The 21,911-nt window shown below is 69.4% G+C and carries 14 protein-coding genes and 1 pseudogene; 5 read left to right on the forward strand and 10 right to left on the reverse strand.

Going from position 1 to position 21,911, the window contains the following annotated elements; all coding sequences use genetic code 11:
- Positions 1-8 precede the first annotated feature (8 nt).
- Positions 9-2,645 (forward strand): type VI secretion system ATPase TssH, encoded by a 2,637-nt coding sequence (gene tssH, locus ACI1V7_RS05970; RefSeq protein ID WP_404530825.1) that lies wholly within the window; start codon positions 9-11, stop codon positions 2,643-2,645.
- Positions 2,646-2,760: 115 nt separating this feature from the next.
- Here the strand turns inward: tssH and tssA are convergent.
- The 7 genes and pseudogenes from tssA to ACI1V7_RS06005 form a co-directional block, all read right to left on the reverse strand.
- A pseudogene (gene tssA, locus ACI1V7_RS05975) lies at positions 2,761-3,777 on the reverse strand (type VI secretion system protein TssA).
- A gap of 17 nt (positions 3,778-3,794) precedes the next feature.
- Positions 3,795-4,592, reverse strand: a complete 798-nt coding sequence (locus ACI1V7_RS05980) for an OmpA family protein (protein WP_404530826.1) — start codon at positions 4,590-4,592, stop codon at positions 3,795-3,797.
- A 2-nt stretch (positions 4,593-4,594) separates the two neighbouring features.
- A complete protein-coding gene (tagF, locus tag ACI1V7_RS05985; protein ID WP_404530827.1) occupies positions 4,595-5,581 on the reverse strand; it encodes a type VI secretion system-associated protein TagF in 987 nt (328 codons plus the stop codon).
- A complete protein-coding gene (gene tssM / locus ACI1V7_RS05990; RefSeq protein ID WP_404530828.1) occupies positions 5,578-9,393 on the reverse strand; it encodes a type VI secretion system membrane subunit TssM in 3,816 nt (1,271 codons plus the stop codon). The genes tagF and tssM overlap by 4 nt, the downstream gene beginning before the upstream one ends.
- A gap of 13 nt (positions 9,394-9,406) precedes the next feature.
- Positions 9,407-10,795 carry a hypothetical protein gene (locus tag ACI1V7_RS05995; protein ID WP_404530829.1) on the reverse strand — a complete coding sequence of 463 codons (1,389 nt, stop codon included), beginning with the start codon at positions 10,793-10,795 and terminating at the stop codon, positions 9,407-9,409.
- 1 nt (position 10,796) lies between these two features.
- Positions 10,797-11,060 (reverse strand): PAAR domain-containing protein, encoded by a 264-nt coding sequence (locus ACI1V7_RS06000; protein WP_404530830.1) that lies wholly within the window; start codon positions 11,058-11,060, stop codon positions 10,797-10,799.
- Between the two features lie 10 nt (positions 11,061-11,070).
- On the reverse strand, positions 11,071-11,907 hold the full coding sequence (locus tag ACI1V7_RS06005) for a M15 family metallopeptidase (RefSeq protein WP_404530831.1): 837 nt from the start codon (positions 11,905-11,907) through the stop codon (positions 11,071-11,073).
- 192 nt (positions 11,908-12,099) lie between these two features.
- On the opposite strand from ACI1V7_RS06005, the gene ACI1V7_RS06010 reads away from it, so the two are divergent.
- The 3 genes from ACI1V7_RS06010 (at position 12,100) to ACI1V7_RS06020 (ending at position 16,530) form a co-directional block, all read left to right on the forward strand.
- On the forward strand, positions 12,100-13,005 hold the full coding sequence (locus ACI1V7_RS06010) for a hypothetical protein (protein ID WP_404530832.1): 906 nt from the start codon (positions 12,100-12,102) through the stop codon (positions 13,003-13,005).
- A gap of 201 nt (positions 13,006-13,206) precedes the next feature.
- Positions 13,207-15,693: a sensor domain-containing protein gene (locus ACI1V7_RS06015; RefSeq protein WP_404530833.1), complete on the forward strand. Its 2,487-nt coding sequence runs from the start codon at positions 13,207-13,209 to the stop codon at positions 15,691-15,693.
- A gap of 96 nt (positions 15,694-15,789) precedes the next feature.
- On the forward strand, positions 15,790-16,530 hold the full coding sequence (locus tag ACI1V7_RS06020; protein ID WP_404530834.1) for an SDR family NAD(P)-dependent oxidoreductase: 741 nt from the start codon (positions 15,790-15,792) through the stop codon (positions 16,528-16,530).
- Here the strand turns inward: ACI1V7_RS06020 and ACI1V7_RS06025 are convergent.
- Both ACI1V7_RS06025 and ACI1V7_RS06030 read right to left on the reverse strand, forming a co-directional pair.
- A complete protein-coding gene (locus tag ACI1V7_RS06025; protein WP_404530835.1) occupies positions 16,527-17,525 on the reverse strand; it encodes a LacI family DNA-binding transcriptional regulator in 999 nt (332 codons plus the stop codon). The genes ACI1V7_RS06020 and ACI1V7_RS06025 overlap by 4 nt on opposite strands.
- Before the next feature lie 111 nt (positions 17,526-17,636).
- Entirely contained in the window at positions 17,637-18,848 is a 1,212-nt protein-coding gene (locus ACI1V7_RS06030; RefSeq protein WP_404530836.1) for a glycoside hydrolase family 88 protein, read from the reverse strand.
- Positions 18,849-19,013: 165 nt separating this feature from the next.
- Between ACI1V7_RS06030 and ACI1V7_RS06035 the strand changes: the two genes are divergently transcribed.
- Positions 19,014-19,433 carry a hypothetical protein gene (locus tag ACI1V7_RS06035; protein WP_404530837.1) on the forward strand — a complete coding sequence of 140 codons (420 nt, stop codon included), beginning with the start codon at positions 19,014-19,016 and terminating at the stop codon, positions 19,431-19,433.
- Here the strand turns inward: ACI1V7_RS06035 and ACI1V7_RS06040 are convergent, their stop codons facing one another.
- A complete protein-coding gene (locus ACI1V7_RS06040; protein WP_404530838.1) occupies positions 19,434-21,866 on the reverse strand; it encodes an outer membrane beta-barrel protein in 2,433 nt (810 codons plus the stop codon).
- Between the last annotated feature and the right edge of the window lie 45 nt (positions 21,867-21,911).

Below are 21,911 nucleotides of genomic sequence, written 5' to 3' on the forward strand. Positions count from 1 at the left end.
GAGAAGGCATGAGCATCAACCTGAAGACGCTGATCGGCAAGCTGGACGACACGAGCCGCACGGCCGCGACGCGCGCGGCCAGCCTGTGCGTGTCGCTGGGCCAGTACGAGGTCGACATCGAGCACCTGTTCCTGGCGCTGCTGGAAGAGCCGGCCAGCGACGTGTCCGTGATCGCGCGCCGCTGCGGCATCGCGGCCTCGCGCCTGGAAGCCGACCTGCAGGCCGAAGTGGCGAAATTCAGGAGCGGCAATACCCGCACGCCCGTCTTTTCCGAACGCCTGCCCAAGTTGTTCGAGCATGCCTGGCTGATCGCCTCGCTCGATTTGCGGGCGGGCCAGCAGGCGCAGGTCCGTAGCGGTCACCTGCTGCAGGCGCTGCTGAGTTCTCCCGAGCTGTCGCAACTGGCCCATCGCGCGTCCGGCCTGTTCGCCGAGTTCGACGTCGACCGCATCAAGCACCACTTCGACGAGATCACGGAAGGGTCGGCGGAAGCGCCGGCCGTGGCGGTCGCGAACGAACCGGCCGTCGGCGAGGGCGGCGACCCGGTCGGCGAGCTGCAGCGCCAGGCCGTCTCGAAGACGCCGGCGCTGGACCAGTTCACGACCGACCTGACCCAGCGCGCCCGCGACGGCCACGTCGATCCCGTGATCGGCCGCGACGCGGAGATCCGCCAGGTGATCGACATCCTGATGCGCCGCCGCCAGAACAATCCGATCCTGACCGGTGAAGCCGGCGTGGGCAAGACGGCTGTGGTGGAAGGCCTGGCGCTGCGCGTGGCCCAGGGCGACGTGCCCGAGGTGCTGCGCGGCGTCTCCATCCGCGTCCTCGACATGGGCCTGCTGCAGGCCGGCGCCAGCGTCAAGGGCGAGTTCGAGAACCGCCTCAAGAACACGATCGACGAGGTCAAGAAGAGCCCGCAGCCGATCATCCTGTTCATCGACGAGGCCCACACGATGATCGGCGCCGGCGGCCAGGCCGGCCAGAACGATGCTGCCAACCTGCTCAAGCCGGCGCTCGCGCGGGGCGAACTGCGCACCATCGCGGCGACCACGTGGAGCGAATACAAGAAGTATTTCGAGAAGGATCCCGCGCTGGCGCGCCGCTTCCAGGTCGTGAAGGTCGAGGAACCGAGCGAGGAGATCGCCTGCGCCATGCTGCGCGCGATGGCGCCCCTGATGGAAAAACACTTCGGCGTGTGCGTGCACGACGAGGCCGTGACGGAGGCCGTGCGCCTGTCGCACCGCTACATCAGCGGCCGCCAGCTGCCGGACAAGGCCATCAGCGTGCTGGACACGGCCTGCGCCAAGGTGGCGCTGGGCCGGGCCGCCGCGCCGGCGCAGATCGAGGACCTGGTGCGCAGGCTGGAACGCATCGAGGCCGAGCGCGCGGCGCTGGAGCGCGAACAGTCGGGCGGCAATCCCGTGCATGCGGCGCGGCTGGAGGAGCTTGCCGCCTCCCGTTCCGGTGTCGAGGACGAGCTGGCGCAGCTGCGCACGCGCTGGGAGGCCGAGCAGGCGCTGGCGGCGCGCATCGAAGCTGCCCGTGGCGAAGCGGCGGCCGGCACCGACCTGCAGGCCTTGCAGGCGGAGCTGCGCGAACTGCAGGGCGAGGCGCCGCTGGTGCCGCTGCAGGTGGATGGCCATGCGGTGGCGGCGATCGTGTCCAACTGGACCGGCATCCCGCTCGGCAAGATGGTCACGGACGAGATCCGCACGGTGCTGAACCTGCGCGACCTGCTGGAACAGCGCGTGCTTGGCCAGCCGCACGCGATCGACGCCGTCGCGCAGCGCGTGCGCACGGCGCGCGCCAACCTGGACGACCCGAACAAGCCGAAGGGCGTGTTCCTGTTCGTCGGCCCCTCCGGCGTCGGCAAGACGGAGACGGCGCTGGCGCTGGCCGACGTGCTGTACGGCGGCGAGAAGAAGCTCGTCACCATCAACATGAGCGAATACCAGGAGGCGCACAGCGTCTCCGGCCTGAAAGGCTCGCCGCCGGGCTACGTGGGCTATGGCGAGGGCGGCGTGCTGACGGAAGCGGTGCGCCGCAACCCGTACAGCGTCGTGCTGCTGGACGAAGTGGAGAAGGCGCACCCGGACGTGCTGGAGCTGTTCTTCCAGGTGTTCGACAAGGGCGTGCTGGACGATGCGGAAGGGCGCGAGGTCGACTTCCGCAACACCATCATCATCCTGACGTCGAACGTGGCGTCGAGCACCCTGATGCAGGCCTGCCTGAACAAGACAGCCGAGGAGCTGCCGTCGGTAGACGAACTGGAGGCGCTGATCCGTCCCGCGCTGGTGAAGCAGTTCAAGCCGGCCTTCTTGGGCCGCCTGAAGGTGGTGCCGTACTATCCGATCGCCGACGACGTGCTGGCCGAGATCATCGAATTGAAGCTGGACCGCATCGGCAAGCGCGTGCACGCGAACCACAAGGCCGCGTTCTTCTACGACGAGGCCCTGGTCGACGCCGTGCTGGCGCGCTGCACGGAAGTCGATTCCGGCGCGCGCAATGTCGACAACATCCTGAACGGCACGCTGCTGCCGGAGATCGCGGAGACGGTGCTGGCGCGGATGGCGGAAGGCCGGGCGATCGAGCGGATCGGGGTGGGGGCGGACGAGCAGGGCAACTTCACTTACACGATCGGGTAAATCCGTCGCCCCTGCGAAGGCAGGGGCCCGATAATGCCGGCTCCGCGGCGGTGTACGCAACATTGGGTCCCTGCCTCCGCAGGGACTACGTCATTATTGGGCTGAATTATTCGGTTCAGTTGGACGGCGGCACGCCCAGCAGCTCCTCGATATGGGCCAGCGAACCCTGGTCCTTGATGACGGAGCGCAGCCAGGTATGCAGGTCCTGCTCGCCCGCGTTCGCCGCTTTCTCGGCGAAATACGACACGGGGCTGTGCGGCTCCGTCTCGCGGAAGAACTTCGCCACCGCGCGCAACTGGGCGATCGCGTCGGCGCGGCTGCGGATCTGGCCCGGCACCATTGGCGCCGAAGGCGCGGATGAGGCCTGCGCTGCCGGCGCTTCCGCGGCTTCCGGCTGCGGGTCGACGTCGACCGTGGCCGGCGCCGGCATCGCATGCAGCATCGCCTGGACGGCTTCGCGCGCGGCCGAGAATCCCGGGCTGTCCTGGCCCAGGCGCGCATCCGCCACCCGCTCCAGCTCTCCCAGCGCGTCCAGGCAGTACTGGGCATCGTCGCGGAAGGCGGCGACGAAGGCGAGCGAATTGGCGCGTTTGGCCACTTCCATGTCGGCCAGGCGCGGCGGCGTCTCCGTGTCGCCGGCGGCCGCGCGGCGGCGCGCGCCCTCGAAATCGACGGTCGACCAGGCGCTGCCGCGGCCCTCCGTCAACGGCACCTCGCGCACCAGCGAGCGGATGCGCGACAGCATCCAGGCCAGGTTGCCGATGCGCTGTTCCTGGTCGCCGCCGTCGGCTTCCGGCTACAGGCCCAGGTCCCAGAAGCGCTCGCACAGCCCGGCCAGCAGCAGCAAGCCTTCGCCCAGGCCGCGCAGGCCGTATTCCTTCGTGGCCGCCTCGGCCAGCCACACGGCCAGGCGCAGGTCCTTGGTCTGCTCGCGCAGCAGCAGCGCGCAGCGCTTGACGACGAATTCCCAGTCGGCTTCCTTCAGGTCCGTCACCCATTCGCCCTGCGCCAGCGACGGATCGTCGAAGCGGCGCGCCTGGGCGATGGCGTCCAGGTCGCTGGAAAAGGCCGTGTCGATGCCGGCCGGCTGGCTGGCGCTGATGGGGTGCAGCAGTTCTTCTGCGGTAAACATGGTGTCCTTTGTCGATATTACTGGGCCAGGCGGAACTCGATGCGGCGGTTGCGCGCGCGTCCATCGGCGGTGTCGTTGCTGGCGATCGGCCGGTCGGGTCCCTGGCCGCTGGCGCTGAGCAGTTCCTCGGCGATGCCGTGGCTGGCCAGGTAGGCCTTGACGGTGGCGGCGCGGGCCTGGCTCAGGCTGACGTTGCTGGCGCGCAGGCCGGCGCTGTCCGTGTGGCCGATGATCTCGATCCTGCGGCCCTTCAGCTTCATCATGGCGGCCACCATCTCGTCGAGGATCGCGCGGCCCTTCGGCGTCAGCGTCGCCTGGCCGCTCTCGAACTCGATCGTGCGGTTGGCCAGCGTGTCGTCGAGGATGGCCTGTTCGTTGCTCGAGACGCGCAGGCCGTTGTTGACCGTGTAGGTCGGGTTCAGGTTCGTTGCCACGTTGCTCGCGATGCGCTGGCGCAGCGATTCGTTGGCGACCTCGCCGCGCAGGCTCACCGTGCTGCCGTCGATCTTGAGCTGGCCGCGGCTGATCTGGCGCAGGTCAGGATTGATCAGCTTCTGCACGTAGCCGTTCCAGTTGGCCGGCATGGCGACGGGGCCGATGGCGATCTGGTCGACCACGCGGTCGGCGCCGTAGACCTCGCGCAGCTTGGCCAGCACGGCGGCCTTGGTCGCTTCGTCGGGGACGGTGCCGCTGGCCGTGACCTGGCCCGGCTGCGCAGCCGTTTGCGCCGGTGCCACGTTCTGGGCCTGGGCCGGCGTCTGCAGGGCCATGGCGGAGAATGCGGCGGCAAGGAGGCAATGGGGGATGGTTCGCATGGTCAGGTTCCGATGAATGCCGTGCCGACCGATTCCAGCGCGGACTTGAGGGACAGGCTGCCCTGGGCCAGGTAGGTGGAGAGCTTCTTGATCGCATAGTCGCTGTCGACCTGGTCTTCGACCCAGTCCAGCTCCTCGAACGCGATGTTGTGGTCCAGCCCCGCCTGCGGATCGATGATGGTGCGCAGCGTCTGCGCCGAGGCGCCGGAAAAGCCCAGGATCAGCGCAGGACGGCCTTCCAGGCGGGTGATGAACAGCGCCAGCTCGAAGTCGGCGCGCACCAGGAATGGCGTGATGACGTGCATCCAGAACGCGGCGACGAGGTTGCGGTACATCGGGTCTTCCGGCAGCGGCAGCACGAGGCTCTTTTCCAGCCGGCTGGAACTGCTGGCCAGTACGGGCTGCAGTAGCATGCCCAGCGCCAGCAGGATCTGGCGCGCGGAACCGCGGAAGCCTGCCTGCGCCAGCAGCGCATCGAGCGCGCCCACGGTCTGCAGCTCGAGGAAGTCGTCGAAGGCGGCATCGTAGGCGGCCGCGCGCAGGTCCAGCTCCACCGGCTGGCTGCTGGCCGATTGCAGCGGCACCGTGGGATCGGCGGCGCCGCGCACGCCCGCGGTCAGGCCTTCGAGGCGGCTCCACAGGCGCGAGAACACGAGCGGCGTGTTTGGCACGAAGGCGGCTGGCTCGGCCACTTCCATCGCGCCGGCCATCAGGAACGGATAGCGGCGGCTGGAGGCGTCGCTGCTGGCGACGATGTGGCCGCCGATCGCGTGGCGCCGGCGCGGGCCGACGAAGGCGAAGTGCAGCGGCGCGACCGCATCGTAGGCCAGCTTCCAGCGCGCGTTGGCGCTCATCAGGTCCATTGCCTCGGACAGCCAGTCGTCCAGGATCTTCAGCAGCGCCGGGCTGGTGCTGCCCTTGACGAAGTCGCCACGGCTGGGCAGCTTGCCGAAATAGCCGACGCTGACGGGGGTGACGACGCGGCTCATCGTGCTTCTCCTTGTGCCATGGCGGTGCGTACAGGTGCTGCCGGCGCGGGCGCGGCGGCCGGCACGGCCGGCGGCTGCGGTGCCGGCGCCGTGATGACGTCCGGCAGGCGCAGGCGCTTGAAGCCCTGGGCCGGCTGGGCCGCCTGCGCGGGTGCCGGGGCGCTCGGCAGCACCTTCAGGTTGGCGGTGACGGTCACGTTGCCGTTCTGCCAGTTCAGTTCGAACACGCCGCCGTCCTTGCGCTTGCGCTGGGCCGCGTCGATCATCTTCTTCAGGCCGAAATGGCCCGGCTCGTCGAGCAGCACCACGTTGCGGCCTTCCGGCGTCAGCGCCGTGATCTTCGCGCCCGGTACGCCGGACGGGTTCGGCCACGCCATGTGCACCCAGGGCTGCGGCTGGCCGCGCCAGCGCAGCGACTGGCCGTCGATCTCCAGCGTGAATTCGGTGGCGCCGGTGGCGCCCAGCGCCTGCACGTCGAACTTCGTCTGGGCCTCGCCGCCGCTGGAGGCGGCCGCGTTGGCGACGCCGCCGGCGGCCAGCGGTGCCACCCAGTTCGGGAAGCTGGCGACGACGTTCGGCGCCAGCGTGACACCCATATTGGCCCAGGTGCGGCTGCTGAGCGAATCGCCGCGGCGCACGACCAGCGGACCCATCGTGCTGGTAAAGAACTTGGCGATGGCGCCGTCCGGCCCGAAGATCTCGCCGATCTCCGCGTTGCTGGCCTCGGCCTTCGACTCGGTCGCGAACGGATACTTCAAGGCCAGGTTCTTGTTGAACGGCTGGACGACCTGGGCGGCCCAGACCTTGTTGATCTCGGCCTCGGCCGGCTGCACGATCACGGCGAAGGTCTGCATCAGCGGCCGCACCAGCACCGGACGCAGCGCCTGGCGCTGGGCGTCCGTCATCCCGACCAGCATCTGCTCGTCGACGTATTTCAGCGCGTCGGCCAGTTCGGAGCCGTTGCCGTCCAGCGTCTGCTGCATCAGCTGCTTGGCGCCGGGGCCGGGGTCGCCCTGGTTCTTGATCTGGTTGAAGCGGGCGCGCAGCTTGGACAGGTTGTCGATGTAGCCACGCATCAGCGACGCATCCTTGTCGCGGGCCACCACGAGGCGCGCGACGCCGGAGAATTCGCGTCCCACGGGGCCGAGGGGCAGGGCGGCGTTCTGCACGTTCGCGGCAGGCAGGTTGACGTTGACGGCGGCCGGTTTCTGGCGCAGCACCGTCTCGCGGAACCAGCCGGCCAGGCCGTTCTGGGCGCGCTGCAGGCCGGTGCCGATCAGGGAGGGGTTGTCCCACGAGGTCTGCTCGTACACGGCAGCCACCAGCTTGTTCAGCGGCGAGTTCTGCGGGTCGCCCAGGCGGTCCATCGCGCTGGCGGCCGCATCGAAGCCGTTCAGGTCGCGCACAGTGACGCCCTGCATGAACTTCTGCCATTCGCGCGCGTACTCGTTCTTGTACAGGTCCACCAGCGACTTCTGGATCTGTTCCGGGCTGCCTTCCAGCGTGAGGTCGTCCTTCGAGGCCGTCTTGAGCACCCAGTCGGCGCTCTGCAGCTCGCGGTTGGCGGCGTCGCGGAACGCGTCCTGCACGAAGCCTTCCCAGGCCGCGCGGGTAAAGGCGCCGGAGATCGCATAGCTGCCCAGCACCAGTTCCTTGTCCTGGTCGCCGACGATGCGCGCCACCGTCACCGACGGATAGCGGGTGGAGGCACGGGCCTTGACGTCGGCATACACGCGCTCGCGCGCCGGCATGCCGCGCACCACGCGGCGCAGGTTGTCGCGGGTCTGGTCGACCAGGGCGCGGCGCTCCTCGATCACGGGCCAGGACGGATCGTTGACCTGGGCCAGGAAGAACGAGATCATGCGCTCGGCGCTCCGGATCATCTGCTCGCGCGGCATGGCGCCGCGGTTCCCTTCCAGCCACACGCGCCAGAAGCGGGTCAGCTGGTCGTTCAGGTGGGCGCTCTCGGCGCGCGACTTATCGGCCAGCATCAGGTAGGTCTTCAGCGCGTTGTAGGCATCCTCGGCGTCCGTCGGGGAGGCATCCTTGAACTGCTGGGCGCCGTTGTTGACGGTGGCCGCGTCCGCAGGCGCGGCGGCGGCCGTGCCCGTGGCGCCGACCGGCTTGTTCATCGGCTGCAGCTGGCCGGCGTTGCCGTTCACCTCCGCCAGGAAGCCCTCGAGTGACTGCGCGACGGGCTTGAGCATCACTTCGCGCACGCCGTTGAAGTACTCCTCCTTCAGCTTGCGGTTCAGGATGTCGCCCTGGTACAGGCCCAGGCTCAGCGACAGCGGACGGTGTTCGGCGTAGCGGTCGAGCTGTTCGATGCGATCCTGCAGGATCTCCAGCGCCTGGAAGCGCGACTGCAGGTCCAGGCTCTTGGCCTGCACCTTGGTCGCCTGGTCCAGGTCCGCCTGCACGTTGGCGACCAGCTGGCGGTTGTTCATGTACGACCAGCTCCAGCCGCCCAGCGCCAGGCCGACGATGGCCATGGCGCCGAAGAAGGCGGCGTAGCGCAGGCGCGTCTTGGCGGGGCTGGCGTACTGGGCGACGAGGTCCTTGTCGGCGAAGATCACCTTGCGGAACAGGTTGAGCAGGAAGTAGCCCTGCTGCTGGTGCTGGTCGGCGTGCTCCAGCGGCTGCAGCTGCAGGTCGAAGCGCTGGGCCACGCGCGCGGAGGAGGCCGACACGGTCTCGCCTTCCTGCAGCGCGCTGGTGAAGTAGAAGCCGCGGAACACGGGCTTGAACTGGAACGGGTTTTCCTCGAACAGCGTGGCGATGAAGGCGCGCAGCGCCGGCTTGATCGACGAGAACTCGAGCGGGAAGGTGAACACGCCCGGCGGCATGCGCTCGCGCCATTGCAGCGCCATGTTCGCCAGGCTCAGGTCCTTCAGGCCGTCGTACAGTTCGTCGAAGCGGGTGTCGAACAGGTCGAGCAGCTGCTCGCTGGTGGCGTCCTGGTTGTAGGGCAGCGTGGCGCCCCACACTTTCTCGCGTTCGCCCCGCTCGCTGTCCTGGAAGAATTCGTTGAAGCCGTTGATCAGGTCGGCCTTCGTGAACACGACGTAGACGGGCGCGTGCACCTCCAGGCGCTCCGTCAGTTCCTGCACGCGCTGGCGCAGGTTCTTGGCCAGGTCGATGGCGAATTCGGGACGGTTGCGGGTGAGCTCCGCGATGCTGACGGCGATGATGACACCGTTGATGGGGGCCTTGCGGCGGTATTTCTTGAGCAGGTCGAGGAAGCCGAACCATTCGGCGCGGTCGTCGTCCACCACGGAATAGCGGCCCGCCGTGTCGAGCAGGATGCCTTCCGTCGTAAAGAACCAGTCGCAGTTGCGGGTGCCGCCCACGCCCTGCACGACCTTGCTGTCGGCGAAAGGGAACTGCAGGCCCGAGCTGGCGATGGCCGTGCTCTTGCCGGCCGCCGGGTTCCCGATGATCATGTACCACGGCAGTTCGTACAGCGCCGCGTTGCCGGACAGCTGGCCCAGCTTGGAGCCCTTGATCGTGGCGATGGCGTCCAGCAGGCGCTTGCGGATGACTTCCGTCTCCTGGCGCTGGGCGGCATCGGGCGCGGCCGCCGTCTGCTGTTCGATCATGTCGCCCAGCTGGCCAGCCTTGCGCGCATGGCCGCGGCGGCGCCAGTACCACAGGCCGGCGCCGATCAGCAGCGCGATGCCGAAGATCGCCAGCGGCACGCCGATGGGCCACTGCAGCAGCTGCGCGGCGACCAGCAGCAGGGCGGCGAAGGCCACCCAGCCGATCACGGTCAGGCTGGTGCGGGAGGTCAGGAATTGCCAGGTTTTTTGCATGGTGACGGTGTGGTTAACGCATGAAGTCGGCCGGCGCGACCACGGCGACGTCGCGGCGGAAAGGATCGAGATTGCCGATGCACAGGACCGGCGCGCGGCGTTCGCGCGCGCCCTCCGCGCCCACGGCCAGGGCGGACAACCAGGCGACGGGCGCACAGGCCCCTGTGGCGCTGCCGGCGCGCAGCAGGTCGGCGGCCGTGTCGAGCTGCGGCAGCTGCGCGGTGGCGACGCCCATCAGCTCCATCACGCGGCCGGCGCGGGCGTCGGCGTCGGCCACGACGAGCGCCACGGCGTCGGCGGCGCAGCCGGCATCGCGCAACGCCCGCGCGCACAGGGTTTCGAGCTCGGAGGCATCGACGCGGCGGGCGTCGTCGGCGGATGCGCCCAGCCGGCCGGCCGCCAGCGCGCGCAGCGCGGGCAGCTCCTCGTGGGGCGCCAGCAAGGCCGCTTGCGTCGCATCCGCGAGCAGCAGGGCACAGGCGCCTTCGCCGGGGATCAGGCCCTGCGGCTGGCGCGCCGTGAGCAGCTTGCCCGCCACGGCCATGGCGTCGACGGTGGCGCTGCCCAGTTGCGAACCGCACGCGAGGACGACGGCCACGAGCGGCTGGCCGGCCCGCGCCAGCAGGCTTGGCGGCAGCCCGTTCGTGTCGCCATGATCGGGTTCCGGCGCGATGGCGATGCGTTCGGCCGGCCATCCGCTCGCGGCCAGCAGGTCGCGGTACCAGGCACCGCCGGCCGTCCGTTGCGCCGCCGTGAAGTCCTGTGGCCAGGCGACATGCAGTTCCAGCAGCGGCAGCGGCGAGGGCGCGCGCGCGTCGATGCGCGCCGCATGTTCCGGGATGCGGGGGTGGGCGGCCAGCCAGTCGGCCAGTTCGGCGGCGACGGCGCCGCCCAGGGCGACGGCGCGCCAGTGTTCGTCGCCGAAGCCGGCCGCGGCCCCGGACGGGCCCATTGCCGCGCGCGCGGCATCGACGTCGACGCCGTCCACGCGCGCGGCGAGGACTGGGTAGCCATAGTCGTCGACCAGTTCCGTATCGAGCTGCGGCCGCGCTTCTCCCGAGGCCAGCGCGGCGGCCAGCTCGCTGGCGGAGCCGCCGTGCGGCACGCGCAGCGCGCTGGCGACGATGGCCAGCGGCGGAAGCGCCGGCGCGGGCACGGGCGCCGCCGCGGCCGCCGCCTCGGGCGCGCTTGCGGCCGCCGCCGGTGCGGCGGTGGCGCGCCGGTACAGCGCGCGTCCGCCCCAGGCCGCGAGCAGCACGGCCAGCGGCAGCACGAGCAGCCAGAGCACGATGTCCGCCGTATCCGGCATGCGGTTGGTCGCGCGCCAGCGCCAGACGGCGCCGCTCCAGCTGGCGCCGACGGCAATGCCGGTATAGGTGAGGTTCCTCAGCCAGGACACCATGTCACACCATGTCGATGCTGCTCTGCTGGCTGGCGATCAGCGTGGCGCCGCACGAGGTCTTGTCGCCGTCGCGCGCGACCGGGCGGCCATCCACGAGCATCGTCGGATCGCCCGTGGCGATGGTGACGTTGCTGTGGCGCGGGCAATCGACCTTGTCGCCGACGCGTGCGATACCCTTGCCGCCGCTGTCGCTGAACGGCGATGCCTCGACTACGGTGCCGCCGTGCGACGTGCGGTCGCCCAGGCGGATCAAAGGTGCTGCCATCGTTGCGCTCCTATCGCTTCATCGTGCCGGGCACGCGCAGTTCCGTGTGCCCGAAATCCATCATCTTCCAGCGCCCGCCCCAGGTCAGGCCGAGCGATTCCGCCACCTGGCCGTACAACTGGTAGCCGCGCATGGCCCAGGGATCCTTTTCCGAGATCACCAGCTTGCCGTCGCGGACGAAGGCGCAGTCGGCGGCCAGGCCGTACTGGTGCCAGCTCTGCCACGCCCTGGCGTTCGTGACGCCCGGTCCCAGCGCCGACAAGGCCTCCTGGCGCGCGGGGCTGCGGTAGCCTTCCAGGATGGCCATCTCGTAGCCATGCTGTTCCTTCATGATCTTGAAGACCATCAGCAGGCGCTGCGTGTAGGCCGCGTTCATCAATGCCCAGTCGCGGCTCGCCGATACCAGCAGCGGGCGTTCCTGCGCCGCTTCCGCCTGCGCGAACACCAGCGGCGGCAGCGCCGGCGGCGGCACCAGCTGCTCGCCCTGCAGCAGTTCCGCCACCTGCGTGTTCATCTCGCGGCTGGACGGCTCGTAGCCGTTCAGGGCCGGCCGTCCCGCCAGCAGCAGCGCGGCCAGTGGCGGCAGGCAGACGAGGGCGGCACCGGCGGCGCAGGCCAGCGCGTGGCGGCGCACGAAGGTCCCGAGCCCCACGACGCTGCCGCCGGCGGCCCGCGCACGCTCATCCAGCGCGGGCCGCAGGCGGGCCAGCATGCCGGCGCGCCGCTGCAGCCGCTGGCTCGCGCCGGCCAGCGCATTCATCACGAAGTCGCGGCCGGACGGAAACAGGATCATCCAGCTGACCGCGCAGGCGACGATGAAATACACGGTGACGGCCAGCAGGAACACATTGGTCTCCAAAGGGACACATTTATGTCACAAAAACATTTCTTGAAAGTATAACTTACCGATATGACAAGCATGCGCACAATTGAAATATGACCCATCATTAAATGTGGTATCGCGCACGATTAAAACGCAAACTCGCGGCACATTTTTCTTGATTCTTGTAAAGTACTGCAATATTAATAGGGAGGCACCTTGCAAGACCAAGGCGATCGTCCGGCCCGTCCTGGCCGGCCCAGTCTGTTGTCGACCGGACCGCAAGCCGAGCCGGAGCGGCAGCGCATCCTCAGTTCGCTGGAAGGGACCGGCGCCAAGCCGGCCGCTGCCAAGCCTGCCGCCGCGTCGGCACCAGCGGCGCCGGGCAAGTCGCGCGGGCTGGTATGGGGCGTGCTGGGACTGGGCGCGCTCGTCGTCGGCGCCGTCGCGTTCGCGCTGTCGAGCGCAAGCCATGACGCCGATCCGCAGATCGCCGCGGCCACGCCCGTCCATGCGCCGGCGGCCGCTGCCGGGCATGGGGACATGCCTGGCGCCGTCGCCGCGTCGCCTGCCTCTTCGGCTGCGTCATTGGCTGCTTCATTGGCTGCTTCGTCGGCTGCGCCCGTCGCGCCGGCACCTGCCGGCACGGCCGACGCGACGCCGCTCGCTGCGCTGGCCGCCACCACGCCTCCTGAACCATCGACGGCCGCGGTCTTGAACGACGTCGCCGAGCCGTCCGCGAATCCGCTGGCCGACATGGCCCCGCCCGCGCGCCACGCGGCGGGCAAGGGTGGCGAGGCCAAGGAGAAGGCGGCCACGAAGCGCGAGGCAAGGGCCGAGCAGGCACGCCTGGCGCAGCAGAAGGCGAAGGAGAAGGCGAAGGAGAAGAGCCAGGCCAGGCCGGCCAGGCGCGAGGCCGACAGCGACGTGGTGCTACTGGCCGCCCTGATGGCGCACATGCAGCCGACGAACCGCAAGGCCACGCCGGCCGAGCAACTCCAGGTGTGCAAGCAATACAACGCTGCCGGCGAGGAACAGTGCCGGGCGCGCGTCTGCGAGGCGGCCGGACGCAAGGAGCCGGCCTGCAAGGGCGTACCGGTGGCCAAGGTGGCGTCGGATACCTGAGTGGCGCAATAGACCCACATATCACGGAAATAGAACATAACTATTTCCGTGGCGTAACATCCTGCTGTATACTTTCCTGCAAGTCATCCCACTGGCGCCGCGCCCCGCCCCGCGCTGCCCATCCGAGCCGACTCCGCAACCCGAGTCTCCCGCGACGAGCCCCAGGCCCCGTTGCGCCACCACTTCGCCGATTTGCCCGCCATGTTCACGAGCCCGCCCGCTGAGAATGCCGATCCGATGTACCGCCTGCTGGTCGAGAAGATCGTCGACTATGCGATCTACATGCTGACACCCGAGGGCATCGTCTCGAACTGGAACGCGGGCGCGCAGCGCGCCAAGGGCTACGTGGCATCGGAGATCGTGGGCCGCCACTATTCGACGTTCTACCGGCCCGAGGACGTCGCGGCCGGACTGCCGGACATCAACCTGTCGATCGCACGCGAGCACGGGCGCTTCGAGGATGAGGGCTGGCGCCTGCGCAAGGACGGCACGGCGCTGTGGGCCCACGTCGTCATCGATGCGATCCATGACGACGACGGCCGCCTGGTCGGCTTCGCCAAGATCACGCGCGATTGCACCGAGCAGCGGCGCGCGCAGGAAGCGCAGCGCGAGCAGGAGCAGCGTTTCCGGCACCTGATCCAGGGCGTGACCGATTATGCGATCTACATGCTCGACGGCGATGGTCACGTGGTGAACTGGAACGCCGGCGCCGAGCGCGCCAAGGGCTACAAGGCCGACGAAATCGTGGGCCGGCATTTCTCCGTGTTCTACCGGGCCGCGGACCGCGCGGCGGGCCTGCCGCACGCGGCGCTGGAGACGGCGCGCAGCAACGGGCGCTTCGAGGCCGAAGGCTGGCGCGTGCGCAAGGACGGCAGCGAATTCTGGACCAGCGTGGTAATCGATGCGGTGCGCGGCGAGGACGGCGAGCTGATCGGCTTCGCAAAGATCACACGCGACATCACGGAACGGCGCCGGCAGGAACTGAAGGTGCTCGAGGCCAAGGAGCTGGCGGAGAAGTACAGCCAGCAGATGGCGTCGCTGTCGCGCTTCCTGGATTCCGTGATCTCCAACATCCCGGCCAGCGTGCTGGCCCAGGATTGCTCGGGCGAGGTCATCCTGCTCGCCAACCAGCAGGCGCAGCGGCTGTTCAGCGGCGCCCAGGTGGACCTGGCCGGCAAGAGCGTGCGCGACTGCCTCAGTCCCGCCGTCGCCGACTACATCGAGCGCCAGGTCGCCGGCGTGGGGCAGGACGCCGAGCTGCAGGCCAAGGAGAGCACCGTCGATACGCCGCTGGGTACCCGCACGCTGCGCAGCCGCTCGGTGCGCGGCACGCGCCCGGAAGGCGAGGGCGACTACATCCTGACCATTACCGAGGACGTGACGGAGGAGCTGGCCGCCTACGCCCAGATCCACCACATGGCCCAGCACGACGGCCTGACCGACCTGCCGAACCGCGCCTTCTTCCACCACCGGCTGGAAGCGGCGATCGCGGGCGACGCGGCCAGCCGCAGCATCACGGCGATCCTGTGCCTGGACCTGGACAACTTCAAGAACATCAACGACGCCCTCGGCCACGCCTACGGCGACAAGCTGCTGCTGGCGCTGGCCCAGCGCCTGCGCGAGCACCTGCGCGAGCAGGACACGCTGGCGCGCCTGGGCGGGGACGAATTCGCCGTGGTGCTGCCGGGCCTGCGGCGCCTGGAGGAAGCGAAGCAGGCGGCGCAGCGCCTGATCGACGCCACGGGCCAGCCGTTCCTGATCGACGAGCACGGCTTGTCCGTGGGCCTGTCGGTGGGCATTGCCTCCACCAACTCGGGCAGCTCGGCCGAAGAGCTGCTGCGCTTCGGCGACATGGCGCTGTACGAAGCCAAGCGCAACGGCCGTAACCGCTACGAAGTGTTCCGCCCCGAGCTGGAAGAGGCGGCGCGCGTGCGGCGCCAGATGGAGACCGACCTGCGCCGCGCACTGCACCTGGGCCAGATCGAGATGGTGTACCAGCCGATCATGGAAAAGGACGGCCGCCGCATCGCCGGCTACGAGGCGCTGATGCGCTGGAACCATCCCGTGCACGGCCAGGTCCTGCCGCTGGACTTCATCCCGCTGGCGGAGGAAACGGGCCTGATCCACGACCTCGGGGCGCGCGCCCTCAACCTCGCCTGCCAGGAAGCGATCACCTGGAACGACGGCGAATCCGTCGCCGTCAACCTGTCGCCGGCACAGTTCAAGAGCCCGGACCTGGTGGCGACGGTGGCGCTGGCGCTGTCCGACTCCGGCCTGGACCCCGCGCGCCTGGAACTGGAGATCACGGAATCGGTACTGCTCGACGACAGCGACGGCAATATCCGCACGCTGCGCGCGCTGAAGGAGCTGGGCGTGGCCATTTCGCTGGACGACTTCGGCACCGGCTATTCCTCGCTCAGCTATCTGCGCTCCTTCCCCTTCGACAAGATCAAGATCGATAAATCCTTCGTGCAGGACATCGGCGAGAGCCGCGAGGCGCTGGCGATCATCCGTGCCATCACGGGCCTGTCGAACAGCCTGCTGATCCACACGACGGCCGAGGGCGTCGAGACGCACGAACAGTTCCTGCGCCTGCAGGCGGAGGGCTGCTCGCACTTCCAGGGCTATCTGTTCGGCCGGCCGCAATCGTCGGACCGGCGGCTGCGGGCGATGGACGACGCTGCCTGAGGGGGCGGCGCTCCCGCAGGCGGCGTCCCGAGCAGTGCTCCGCGTTTCGCGCGGCCCCGCTACACTGCTTCCTCGTATTGCAAGCCAGGAGCAGCCATGAACGAGAAACAACGCATCGCCATCGTCACCGGGGCCGGCGGCGGTATCGGCCTGGCGGCCGCGCGGCGCCTGCTGGAGGCGGGTGGCGGGGTGACGCTGGTCGGACGCCACCAGGACAGCCTCGACGAGGCGCGCGCCAAGCTGGCGCAGGACGGGAAGCCCGAGCGGATCCTGACCGCCGTCTGCGACGTCGGCCATGAAGACCAGGTCAAGGCCGCCGTCGACGCCACCATCGCCCACTTCGGACGCTGGGACGCGGTCGTCAACAACGCCGGCCTCATGACCTTCAAGCCCCTCGAGGAACAGACCGCGGACGACTGGCGCGGCACCCTCGACGTCGACCTGCTCGGCGCCTTCTTCTTCATCAAGCAGGCGTTCCTGCGGATGGAGAAGGGCGGGGCCGTCGTCAACGTCGCCAGCGTGCACGCCTATGCGACCGAGGCGCTGGTCGCCCCCTACGCCGCGGCCAAGGCGGCGCTGCTGTCGCTGACCCGTTCGGCGGCGATCGAGGGCAAGGACAAGGGGATCCGCGTGAACGCGGTGGTGCCCGGCGCGATCGACACGCCGATGTTGTGGGACAACCCGAACGTGAAGTCGGGCGCGGAAAAGATCGACAAGGCCGACGTGGGCTCGCCCGACGAGGTGGCCGCGGCCATCGCCTTCCTCGCCAGTGCGGACGCGTCCTTCGTCAACGGCGCGGCGCTGCTGGCCGACGGCGGCCGCATGGCCCGGCTCTAGCGCAGCTGCTGGTTGCGCGTCGAGCCGCGCAGGACCAGGCGCGGCGCGATTCGCGTGCAGCGCTCGACCGGTTCGCCGCGCACCAGCGCCAGCAGCTTGTCCATCGCCGCCGCGCCCATGTGGCGGCTTTGCAGGTCGACGGTGGTCAGTGCCGGCGTCACGTATTTGCCGTAGGGGATATTGTCGAAACCGGCCACCGACAGGTCGCGCGGGATCGACAGGCCGAGGTTGGCCACTTCCTTCATGAAGCCGAGCGCCAGCAGGTCGTTGTAGCAGATGACGGCGTCGAGCCTGCGGCTGCCCAGCACCAGGCCGGAACACAGGCGCTCGCCTTCCGCCAGCGTGGGACTGCCGGCGTCGAACACGACCAGCTCGAGGCCCGCGGCCTCGAGGCAGGCGCGGATGCCGCCGAGCCGCTGCGCATCGCGGCGCGACGCCGGGCAGCCCAGATAGGCGATGCGCCGGTGGCCCAGCATCTGCAAGTGGCGCGCCAGCATGTCGCCGCCCGCATGGTCGTCGGCGGCGACGGTCGGCAGCGGCAGCTCGGCCAGGGTACCGAGGAAGACGACCGGCTTGCCGATGTCGGCCATCCAGGGCATGTCCGCCTCGTCCAGCCGCGAACACACGATCATCCCGTCCACGCGGCGGCTCAGCGTCTCCAGCGTGCGCCGCTCGCGCTCCGGGCCGTGCGACCCGTCGACCAGCAGCACCGAGTAACCGCGTTCGGCCGCGACCGCCGCGGCGCCTTGCAGGATGCAGGTGAAATGGGGATTGGCGATGTCCGGCAGGCACAGGGCGATCGTGTCGGTGCGCCCCGTGATCATCGACTTGGCCAGGGGATTCGACTTGTAGCCGAGGCGGCCGACGGCCGCGTCGATCGCCGCTTCGACCTTCGACGAAAAGCGTTGCGCGCCGTTGAGGTACTTCGACACCGTGGCGGTGGACACCTGGGCGGCGGCGGCGACGTCGCGGATGGTCGGGGCGGGCTTTTTCATCGCAGGTAGATGTAACTCGACGGGCGATCTTAACACGGGCGCCGGTGCGCCCCTGCATTTCGGCAGGGGCGATGCCGCCGCCGCCGCGCTACCGTGGAGGGCCACAAGGGCTCATGGCGCGGCGGCCGGCAGGGACGCGCGCAAGCGCAGCAACGCTTCGAGGAAATAATAGTCGGCGTAGTTCAGGGGCACGTCGATTTCGGTGCCGGCCGGCTTGTGTCCCGTCGCGTGCATCAGCAGGAAGCCGCCGTTGGTGCCCGGCGCGGCCAGGTAGGCCGGAGAGGACAGGCTGCGCAGCGTCTGCTCCGCGAACACGCGATAGCCGGGCGCCAGCGTGGCGTCTGAATGGCGGGCCAGTTCGAGCAGCGCCGCGCTGGCGATGGCGGCCGCCGCGGCGTCGCGCGGCGCGGCCGGAATCGCGGGATCGTCGAAATCCCAGTAGGGCACCTTGTCGGCCGGCAGGCGCGGGTGGCGCATGTAGAACGCCGCGATCTTCTGCGCCTGGTGCAGATAGGCGTCCTTGCCCGTCTCGCGGTACATCATCGTGAAGCCGTACAGGCCCCAGGCCTGGCCGCGCGCCCATGCCGACGCGTCGGCCTTGCCCTGCACCGTGACGCGGGCGCGCACGGCGCCCGTGCGGGGATCGTAGTCGACCAGGTGGAAGCTGGAGCCGTCGGGCCTGAAATGGTGCTGCAGGGTCGTGTCGGCGTGCGCGATGGCGACTTCGCGGTAGCGGGCCTCGCCGGACGCGCGCGCCGCCCACATCAGCAGTTCCAGGTTCATCATGTTGTCGATGATGACGGGGTAGGCCCAGCCGCTGCCCGGCCACAGGTCCCAGGACTGGATGCTGCCGACCTTCGGATCGAAGCGCGTCAGCAGCGTGGTGGCGCCGGCCAGCATGGCATCGCGGTAGGACGGGTCGCCGGTCAGGCGCAGTCCGTTGCCGTAGCCGCTGCCCAGCATGAAGCCGAGGTCGTGCTGGCTCTTGTCGAACTTGGCCGGCGCCGTGTCGGCCGTGTAGCGGGTCGCCGCGCTGCGCCAGCGCGCCTGGCCCGTGGCTTCGTACAGGTACCACAGCGTGCCGGGGAAGAAGCCCGAGGTCCAGTCGAGCGGGCCGACCGTGACGATCTCGCCCTTCGCGAGGCTGCGCGGGAAGCCCGGCTGCCGGCGCAGGCGTTCCAGCAGCTGGCCGTACTGGGTCTCGGCGACCCGGATGTCGCGCGCGATCATTGCGGCGGTCGTTTCGGGAGCCTGGGCGGCGGCGCTGCCGCATGCGAGGGCGAGTGCGCAGCAAAGCGCGCTGGTGAGGGCAAGGCCGATCATGGAAGGGGTCTCCTGTGTATTGTTGTTGTCGGAACATCGTAGCGATGGCGCTATAGCCCGTCAACGGTCCGGCCGGACCGCAGCTGGCCTCAGGATTTTCCGAAGCCACGGGCTTGCCGCCCGCGCTAGACTGGCGTCGTCGACGGCAGCAGGGGAGTAGCGCAGATGCACATCGAACGGATCAGGATCGACCGCGTATTCGACGCCCGGGCGCGGGGCGCATTCAGCTTCGACAGCGGCGGCGCCGTCACCTACGGTGTCGCACTGCCGGGCAAGGTCGTGCCGAAGGCGGGGACGGTGCTGGTCGTCGCCTTCGCCCGGCCCGGCGACTGGGCGTCGGTGCTGGGCTGGCGCGATGCGGCGGGCGGCAAGGTCGTGCTGAGCCATCGGTGGTGGAGCGAGGTCGATACCGTGTACGACCTCGCACTACCCGCGCTGGCCGCGGGGGTGGTACTGGGCGGCGCGGCGGGTGGAGTTGCCGCCCTGGTCGCCGTCGTCGCCGCCGTCGTCTGGATGGTGGCGTGGATAGTGCGCCTCAATCGCCGGGTGCGCGCAGCGCTGCTGAACGCGCCGGCGCCGGAATAGTCAGAACCCGCGCCCGCCGCCGAAGCCGCCGCCATCGTTGCCGCCACGCTCGCCGCGCCCATTCCCTTGCGGACCGCGGAACATGCCCGGGCGGCCGCCGTTGCGGATGCGCTCGTCCCCCGTGACGCCGCCCCACTGGTAGCGCAGGCCCACGGTGAACACGCGCTGCTGGGGCGTGCCGAGCGTGTGCAGGCGCAGCACTTCGTTCTCGATCCAGCTTTCGTTGTTCCCGGTCCGGAACACGTTGTTGACGTTCACGTTCAGCGAAAACTGCGGCGAGAAGCGATGCATCCAGGTGAAGTTGGTGATGGTGACGGCGCCGTTCACGCCCTGGCCGTTCAGCGTGCGGCCGTTGCGGTTGACGGACAGCTGCAGCGACTCCTGCAGGAACTGGTAGGCCAGGCGCAGCTTGGCGTTCTCGCGCCGGTTCTTCTGTTCCTCTCCCGTGTCGCCGGCGCCGAAGTTCGAGAGGCGCATGCGCTTCTCGTTGGCCAGCGTGACGCCGAGGTTGGCCGACAGGCCGCGCAGGAACAGCTGGCGCACGTTGAAGTTCATGTCCATGCCGACGGAATCGTTGGCGCCGTAGTTGATGGGCGAGGTGACGATGACGTTCGGGTCCGTCGCCAGCGCGTAGCTGCGGTTGCCGATCACGGGCGACTCGCGCCGCTTGAACGCGGTGAAGCTGGACTCCACGCCGAAGAAGCGGTCGCGGTAGGCGAGCTCCATCAGGTCGTTGTCGACCGGTTCCAGGTCCGGATTGCCCTGGCGCGCGCTGAAGTCGCTCAGGTAGACGAGGTTCGGATTCAGGTCCCGTTCGTTGGGCCGCGCGATGCGCCGGCTGGCGCGCAGCTGCAGCTGCGCCGTGGCGCCCAGGTCCTTGGTGGCGTAGAAGCTGGGCAGCCAGTTCATGTAATGGTAGGTGTCGCGTTCGGCGAGCAGGGGCTGGTGCACTTCCAGGTCCGTGTACTCGCCGCGCAGGCCCGCCAGCACCTGCACGTCGGAGAAGAACTTCGTGGACAGCGTGCCGTAGACGGCGCCGTTGCGGTCGTTCGACGCGAACTGGCTGATGCGGGCCGGCACCGGCACGTAGGCGCCGCTGGCCGGATCGACGGCGCGGTAGTCGGTGCCGTTGTCGCTCCGGTTGTCGGCGTACTTGGCGCCCGCCTTCAACTGCCAGCCGCCCCACAGCACGCGCTGGTAGTCGACCGACACGTCGAGGATGCGCGTGCGGCGGTCGGTGATGCGGATGCTGTCCGTCGTGTAGCGGTCCGGGCGCAGGCGGTAGTCGTAGAACACGTCGTTGCGGGCGTCGTTGGTCTGGCCCGTGTAGCGCAGGTCGAACTTCAGTTCCTCGCCCGGTTCGCCGCTCTTGTGGCTGTACGAGGCGCCCAGCCCGAAGTTCTCGGCCGGCGAGTCGCTGTGGGAGCGGCTGGAAAAATCGGCGGTCGGCACCAGGGCCGGACCGAAGCGCACGGTATCGTTCGTGTTGTCCGTGTCGTTCTTCAGCTTCGAATAACTGACCGTGGCGCCGGCCTGGTCGCGCGCTCCCACGTTGTAGGTCAGCGTGGAGGCCAGCGTGACCGAGGTGGAGCCGAAGCGGCCGTCGCCGCTGGACTCGTTGCCGCCGACGACGTCGCCCGTGCGCGCGTCCAGGTCCTGGCGCTGGCTGGCGCGGTGCGTGCTGCGCGCGTTCTTGCGCACGCCCACGTTGCCGCTGATGGAATAGGGACCGGCCGCATACTCGCCGTTCAGGTAGCCGTTGTAGCGGTCCTCGGTGCCCTTGTTCAGGCTGAGGGTCGCGCGCGAGCCGGGCTTGCGGTTGCGCTTCAACACCAGGTTGATGATCGGGCCGCTGCCGCCCTCGTTGCCGAATTCCGCGCCCGGCACGTTGATCACCTCGATCGACTCGATGGCCTCGGCCGGGAACGCGTTCAGGGCATCACCCCGGTTCTGGCCCTGGAACTGGGCGTCGCGCTTGCCGTTGACCATGATCTGCACGTTCGGGTTGCCGCGCACGGCCACGGATCCATCCTGGTCGACCGTCACCGAGGGCACGTTGTTCAGGACGTCGGAGGCGGACGCGTTGCTGACGCTGATGTCGTTCTTCAGGTCGTAGACGTCGCGGTCGACCTTGTTGGTGGGGCGCGTGGCGACCACTTCGACGGTTGCCATGTCGTCGCTGCCGGATTGCGGGGCGGGCTGGCCGGTGCCGGTCGTGGCGCCGCTTGTCGTGGCCGGCACGGAAGCGGCCTGTCGCGCCCCGGCGGGTACCGGCCCTGCCTGTGCGGGCGCGGCGGTCTGTGCATGCAGCGGCTGGATGGCGAAGCAGCCCAGCACCAGGGCGGGTAGCAGCTTGGTGGCGGGGACGCGTTGGCGGCGCTGGCCGGGAGGACGGGACGGATGGGGCATGAACGGATATTGGGCTTGTCGCAAGGTTGTCATGATGTGTGGCCGGACCTGACGCGCCGGCGCGCGACA

The organism is Massilia paldalensis, assembly GCF_044901715.1.
In the GTDB taxonomy this organism is placed as follows: Bacteria; Pseudomonadota; Gammaproteobacteria; order Burkholderiales; family Burkholderiaceae_D; genus Telluria; species Telluria paldalensis.

What these genes read in the sequence shown, in the direction of transcription:
- tssH (WP_404530825.1), top strand. Translation starts at nt 9, where the DNA reads ATGAGCATCAACCTGAAGACGCTGATCGGCAAGCTGGACGACACGAGC.
- ACI1V7_RS05980 (WP_404530826.1), bottom strand. Translation starts at nt 4,592, where the DNA reads ATGCGAACCATCCCCCATTGCCTCCTTGCCGCCGCATTCTCCGCCATG.
- tagF (WP_404530827.1), bottom strand. Translation starts at nt 5,581, where the DNA reads ATGAGCCGCGTCGTCACCCCCGTCAGCGTCGGCTATTTCGGCAAGCTG.
- tssM (WP_404530828.1), bottom strand. Translation starts at nt 9,393, where the DNA reads ATGCAAAAAACCTGGCAATTCCTGACCTCCCGCACCAGCCTGACCGTG.
- ACI1V7_RS05995 (WP_404530829.1), bottom strand. Translation starts at nt 10,795, where the DNA reads ATGGTGTCCTGGCTGAGGAACCTCACCTATACCGGCATTGCCGTCGGC.
- ACI1V7_RS06000 (WP_404530830.1), bottom strand. Translation starts at nt 11,060, where the DNA reads ATGGCAGCACCTTTGATCCGCCTGGGCGACCGCACGTCGCACGGCGGC.
- ACI1V7_RS06015 (WP_404530833.1), top strand. Translation starts at nt 13,207, where the DNA reads ATGTTCACGAGCCCGCCCGCTGAGAATGCCGATCCGATGTACCGCCTG.
- ACI1V7_RS06020 (WP_404530834.1), top strand. Translation starts at nt 15,790, where the DNA reads ATGAACGAGAAACAACGCATCGCCATCGTCACCGGGGCCGGCGGCGGT.
- ACI1V7_RS06025 (WP_404530835.1), bottom strand. Translation starts at nt 17,525, where the DNA reads ATGAAAAAGCCCGCCCCGACCATCCGCGACGTCGCCGCCGCCGCCCAG.
- ACI1V7_RS06030 (WP_404530836.1), bottom strand. Translation starts at nt 18,848, where the DNA reads ATGATCGGCCTTGCCCTCACCAGCGCGCTTTGCTGCGCACTCGCCCTC.
- ACI1V7_RS06035 (WP_404530837.1), top strand. Translation starts at nt 19,014, where the DNA reads ATGCACATCGAACGGATCAGGATCGACCGCGTATTCGACGCCCGGGCG.